The following is a 5,265-nucleotide window of genomic DNA, read 5'->3' on the forward strand; positions in this document are numbered from 1 at the left end:
ATGCTGCCGCTTCTTTTTTTGTTATTCGGCCCGGGGGTTCGTGGGGGGGCCCCGGCCCCCCCCCCCCCCCCGGGGGGGGCGGGCGCCCGCCCCCCACGGCTCCTACGGTGCACCGACCGGACACCCCGTCCGGACGCACCGCACGAGACCGAGGAGGTCCCCATGACTGTCGTTGTCACCACCCCCACCGGACAGGTCGGGTCGCGGGTGGTCGGGCTGCTGCTCCAGGCCGGGGTCCGGCCCCGGGTGCTGGTGCGCGATCCGGCGCGGCTGGCGCCGGGCGTCCGGGAGCGGGTGGAGGTGCGGCGCGGTGATCTGACCGACGCCGATTTCGTGGCCGGGGCGATGGCGGGCGCCACGGCCGCGTTCCTCGTCGATCCGACCCCGCACACGGTCGGGGACCCGGTGGGTACCTCGCGCCGCACCGGGGCCGGGCTGGCGCGGGCGGTACGGGAGAACGGGGTGGGGCGGGTGGTGTTCCTCAGCAGCGGAGGGGCGGAGCTGCGGCACGGCGCCGGGCACATCGACGGGCTGGCCGCCATCGAGGAGCAGCTGGACGCCACCGGCGCCGACGTCACGCATCTGCGGTGCGGCTACTTCTATCCGAACCTGCTGCTCTCCCTGGAGGAGCTGGCGGCCGGGGAGCTGAGCACGGCGGGCGACCCGGACCGGCCGCAGCCGTGGGTGGACCCGCGCGACATCGGGGAGGTGGCGGCGGCCCGGCTGCTGAGCGGTGCCTGGCGCGGGCGGGTGGTGCAGGGCGTGCACGGTCCGGAGGACCTGTCGTGGCGGCAGGTCGCGCGGACGCTGACGGTGGCGCTCGGGCGCGAGATCCGGCTGCGCGTGGTGTCGGACGACGAGGTGCGGGCGGCGCTGGGCGCGGCGGGGCTGCCGCCGGGCGCGGTCGAGGGGATCGTCGGGATGACGGCGGGCACCCGCGGGCTGACGCCGGAGCCGCCCCGGGACGTGCTCACCACCACCCCGACCACGCTCGCCGGCTGGGCGCACGCCCGGCTGCGTCCGCTGCTGGACGCGCGCTGACCCCCGCGCTCGCCGCACGGGGGCGGCGGGCCGGGGGCGCGTGAGGCGGGCACGTGAAGCGGACCCGCGTGCGGCGGGAACGCCGGGAGCCGGTCCGCGCGCGGCGACGCCTCGTGGGGCGGGGCCGCGCGGGCGGTCAGCTCTGCTTGCCGCTCGGCTGCTTCTTGCGGTCGCCGAGGATCACCAGGCCGGTGATCAGCGCGAACAGCGCGATGGGGGCGGCCACGAACAGGCCCAGGGTCTCGATGGCGCTCAGGCCCGGGCCCGGGTCGTCGCCGTCCTCCCGGTGCGCCGCCTGGGCGAGCGGGGAGGTCATGAGCAGCATCAGCAGCGTGCCGGCCGTGAGGGCTCCGGCGCGCAGACCGTGCCTGCTCGCCTGCTTCTGCCCACGGGCGTTCTTGTTCGCGTTCACCACGCCACCACAGTAACGAACCCCTTCCGGGCCTTCTCCCACGCCCCCGCCGTTTCGTACCGGATCAGTGCGGATCGGCGTGCGTGAGCCCGGCGGTCGGCTCGGAGGTGAGGGGCAGCTCGGCGGCGGACAGCGGCTGCTCGGAGGTGAGCGGGGCGACGCCGGCGGGCGCGGGTTCGCTGGTCAGCGGCGGGTCCAGGGCGCGGGCGGCGGCGTCGGGGTCGGTCAGCTCGGACAGGTCGAACTCGCCGGTCTCGTCCCAGGGCATGGGGGGCAGCTCGTCCTGCGGGACGGCGGGCTCGCCGATCAGCGCGGGCGGAAAGGGGGCGACGGCGGGTTTACTGGGTGCGGCCACGGGCCTCACTCCGTTCACGGGCGGTAACGCGGACTTCGGTGCCCTCGTTGCCCTACCCAGTCAACGCCACCCCATCCGTCCCCGCGACCGGAATTGCGGGAAAGCGAGCGAAATCACCCACGGTCGGCGAAAAGATTTGCGGCCGGATCCGGGTCAGGCGGAGGACCGTCCCTCGATCCTGGCCAGCGCGTCGTCCGCGCCGTAGGGCTGGAGATACGGCAGCCACCGCGGATCGCGGTGGCCGGTACCGATGATGCGCCAGGCGAGACCGGACGGCGGCCCCGGCTTGTGGCGCAGCCGCCAGCCCAGCTCGGCGACCTGCCGGTCGGCCTTGATGTGGTTGCAGCTGCGGCAGGCGGCGACCACGTTGTCCCAGGCGTGCGCGCCGCCCCGGCTGCGCGGGATCACATGGTCGACGCTGGTGGCGACAGCGCCGCAGTAGGCGCACCGGCCGCCGTCCCGGGCGAACAGCGCGCGGCGGGTGAGGGGCACGGAGCCCCGGTAGGGGACGCGCACGAACCGTTTGAGCCGGACCACGCTGGGGGCGGGTATGGCATGGGTGGCGCTGCGCATGAGGGCGTCGGAGTCCTCCAGACTCACCGCCTTGTCGTTGAGCAGCAGGATGAGCGCGCGGCGGATGGGGACGACGCCGAGAGGTTCGTACGAGGCGTTGAGGACCAGGACTTGTGGCACGGATGCCCTCCAGTTCCGTCGGCGGCACGTGGCTCGCGCCGGGACGATCTCCCACAGTGTGTCCCGGCCACGGGGGATAGCGCCACCACGAACCGGCAATACACCAATGGTGTCATTCGCCACACCTGCCCCGTCCTGACCGTTTTTCCCCGGCGTACCGGGCGCCGCGCCGCGATTACGGTGGACGGGTGATGAGGGAGCACTGGGAAGCCTGGCTGGGGACGGGCCTGCGGATCGCGCTGATCGTGGTGATCGCGCTCGTGCTGCGCGTGGTCGTACGCCGGTCGATCAGCCGGCTGATCAAGCGCATGCACCGGGACGACAAGCGCCGGGCCGGCAGCCCGTCGCGCGGCTCCGCCCTGCTGGCCAACCCGGAGCGGCGCATCCAGCGCGCCGCCGCCATCGGCTCGGTGCTGCGCTCGGCGGCCTCCGTCCTGGTGCTGGGCACGGCGGCGCTGATGGTGCTCTCCCAGCTCAGCATCGAGCTGGGCCCGCTGGTGGCCAGCGCCGGGATCCTCGGTGTGGCGATCGGTTTCGGCGCCCGCAACCTGGTCACCGACGTGCTCAGCGGCATGTTCATGCTGCTGGAGGACCAGTACGGCGTCGGCGACCGGATCGACGCGGGCGAGGCGAGCGGCACCGTGGTGGAGATAGGGCTGCGGGTCACCACCCTGCGCGCCGAGAGCGGCGAGCTGTGGTACGTGCGCAACGGCGAGATCAAGCGGGTCGCCAACCTCAGCCAGGGCTGGGCCACCGCGCAGCTGGACGTCGAGGTGCGCGCCGAGGCCGACTACGCGCAGGTGCACAAGCTGATCACCGCCGTCGGCGAGGAACTGCACACCGGCGGCCCGCCCTGGGACGAGCTGCTGTGGGAGCCGGTGGAGGTCCTGGGCCTGGAGTCGGTGTCGCTGGACACCATGGTGGTGCGGGTCAAGGGCAAGGTCGCGCCCGGCAAGGCCGCCACCGTCGAACGCGAGCTGCGCCGCCGCGTCAAGGAGGCGCTGGACGCCGCCGGAATCGCGCAGGTGGACCCGGCCGCCGTCACGCTGGAGAAGCTCCGAGCTGCGCCCCCGGGAACGCTCCGTAACACTGAGGGGTGAGGAGCGAAGCGACCTGGGAGGCGATTCCACGATGCGCGCACTGACGTACACGGATTACGGCGACCCCTCGGTGCTGCGGGTCACCGACCAGCCCGAGCCGCACGCCGGACCCGGCCAGGTCCGTATCGCGGTGCACGCGGCGGCGGTGAACCCGATCGACTGGAAGATCCGGCGCGGACTGTTCGACGACACCTCCCCGCTCGCCTTCCCCGCGATCCCCGGCTCGGACGCGTCCGGGGTGGTCGACGAGGTCGGCCCCGGCGTGGCCGGGGTGTCGGTCGGCGACGAGGTGTTCGGCTCGGGGCGCAGCGCCTCCGCGCAGTACGCGGTCCTCGACCACTACACCGTGAAGCCGCCCGAGCTGACCTGGGAGCAGGCGTCCGGGCTGCCGATGGCCACCGAGACCGCGCGGCGCGCGCTCGGCCTGCTCGGGCTGCGGGCCGGCCAGACCCTGCTGATCGAGGGCGCGGCCGGCGGCACGGGCAGCGCGGCGGCGCAGTTCGCCGTCGCCGACGGCCTCACCGTCATCGGCACCGCCAGCGACCGCAACCAGGACTATCTGCGCTCGCTGGGGGTGCGGCCCACCACGTACGGGGCCGGGCTGAGGGAGCGGGTGGCGCGGCTGGCCCCGGAAGGGGTGGACGGGGTCTTCGACACGGCCGGTTCCGGCTCGCTGCCCGAGCTGATCGAGATCGCGGGCGACCCGGGCCGGGTGGTGAGCATCGCGGACTTCTCGGCGCCGCAGTACGGGGCGCGGGTCACCTCCGCGATGTCCGACGACCCGGCGTACGACGCGCTGCCGCAGGCGGCAGAACTGGCCCGCGAGGGGCGGTTCACGGTGGCCATCGACTCGGAGTACCCGCTGGACGCCGGCGCCAAGGCGCACGAGCGCAGCGAGGGCGGGCATGTGCGCGGAAAGATCGTGCTCAAGGTCTGGTGACCCCGCCGGGGCGGGTCAGAGAATGATCCGCATGACACGTACTGCTGGGGATGTACGGATCCGCCCCTACCGGCCGGGAGACGCCGTGGACGCGGCGGCACTGCGGCGGATCTGTGTGCGCACCGGGGAGATGGGCGGGGACGCCCGGGGCCACTTCCGCGACCCGGGCGTCCTGCCCGCGCTCTTCGCCACGCCGTACGCCGAACTCGACACCGGTCTGGTGTTCGTGGCGGACGACGGTGATCCGGACGGGCCGATCGGCTACATCGTGGGCGCCCCCGACACCGAGGCGTACTACCGGGACTTCCGGGCCCGCTGGCTGCCCCGGATACGCGACCGCTTCCCGGTGCTGCCCGGCCGGACGGACCGGGACGGGGAGCTGCGCGCGCTGCTGCACGCGCCGGAGCGGATGATCAACGCCGAGGTGGTGCGCGACCACCCGGCCCATCTGCACATCGATCTGCTGCCGCACGGGCAGCGGCGCGGCCTCGGCACCCGGCTGATGACGGCGTACTGCGACGCGCTGCGCGAGCGCGGCGTCCCCGGCCTGCATCTGGCGATGAACCCGGCGAACACCGCGGCGCACGCGTTCTATCTGCGGTACGGCTTCCGTACGCTGCGCGAGCCGAGCGAGGACAGCCCGGTGCTGCACCTGGGGCTGCGGCTCTAGGCCGTCTCTTTCGGATCTTCGCGGGGCCGCGCCGCCGGCTACTGGGGGCACCTC

General features: G+C 74.0%; 7 protein-coding genes. 4 read left to right on the forward strand and 3 right to left on the reverse strand.

What is annotated here, in order from left to right:
• The first annotated feature begins 162 nt into the window (after positions 1–162).
• Positions 163–1,041: an NAD(P)H-binding protein gene (locus tag ACFV5N_RS06450; protein WP_385594862.1), complete on the forward strand. Its 879-nt coding sequence runs from the start codon at positions 163–165 to the stop codon at positions 1,039–1,041.
• 136 nt (positions 1,042–1,177) lie between these two features.
• Here the strand turns inward: ACFV5N_RS06450 and ACFV5N_RS06455 are convergent, their stop codons facing one another.
• From ACFV5N_RS06455 to ACFV5N_RS06465, 3 genes are all read right to left on the reverse strand, one after another.
• A complete protein-coding gene (locus ACFV5N_RS06455) occupies positions 1,178–1,366 on the reverse strand; it encodes a hypothetical protein (protein WP_051131079.1) in 189 nt (62 codons plus the stop codon).
• Between the two features lie 151 nt (positions 1,367–1,517).
• Positions 1,518–1,808: a hypothetical protein gene (locus ACFV5N_RS06460; protein ID WP_385594865.1), complete on the reverse strand. Its 291-nt coding sequence runs from the start codon at positions 1,806–1,808 to the stop codon at positions 1,518–1,520.
• Between the two features lie 153 nt (positions 1,809–1,961).
• Complete coding sequence (locus ACFV5N_RS06465; protein WP_385594868.1) at positions 1,962–2,501, reverse strand: HNH endonuclease; 540 nt, start codon at positions 2,499–2,501, stop codon at positions 1,962–1,964.
• A gap of 125 nt (positions 2,502–2,626) precedes the next feature.
• Between ACFV5N_RS06465 and ACFV5N_RS06470 the strand changes: the two genes are divergently transcribed.
• Genes ACFV5N_RS06470 through ACFV5N_RS06480 form a run of 3 tightly spaced genes read left to right on the forward strand, consistent with a single transcriptional unit; the run spans position 2,627 to position 5,211 of the window.
• A complete protein-coding gene (locus tag ACFV5N_RS06470; protein ID WP_385594879.1) occupies positions 2,627–3,601 on the forward strand; it encodes a mechanosensitive ion channel family protein in 975 nt (324 codons plus the stop codon).
• 31 nt (positions 3,602–3,632) lie between these two features.
• The gene (locus ACFV5N_RS06475; RefSeq protein ID WP_385594870.1) at positions 3,633–4,541 is read left to right on the forward strand and encodes an NADP-dependent oxidoreductase; all 909 of its coding nucleotides are present in this window, start codon (positions 3,633–3,635) and stop codon (positions 4,539–4,541) included.
• A gap of 31 nt (positions 4,542–4,572) precedes the next feature.
• Positions 4,573–5,211, forward strand: coding sequence for a GNAT family N-acetyltransferase (locus ACFV5N_RS06480; RefSeq protein WP_385594873.1), 639 nt, complete (start codon positions 4,573–4,575; stop codon positions 5,209–5,211).
• Positions 5,212–5,265: the final 54 nt, after the last annotated feature.

The sequence above is a fragment of the Streptomyces sp. NPDC059853 genome, assembly GCF_042731495.1.
In the GTDB taxonomy this organism is placed as follows: domain Bacteria; phylum Actinomycetota; class Actinomycetes; order Streptomycetales; family Streptomycetaceae; genus Streptomyces.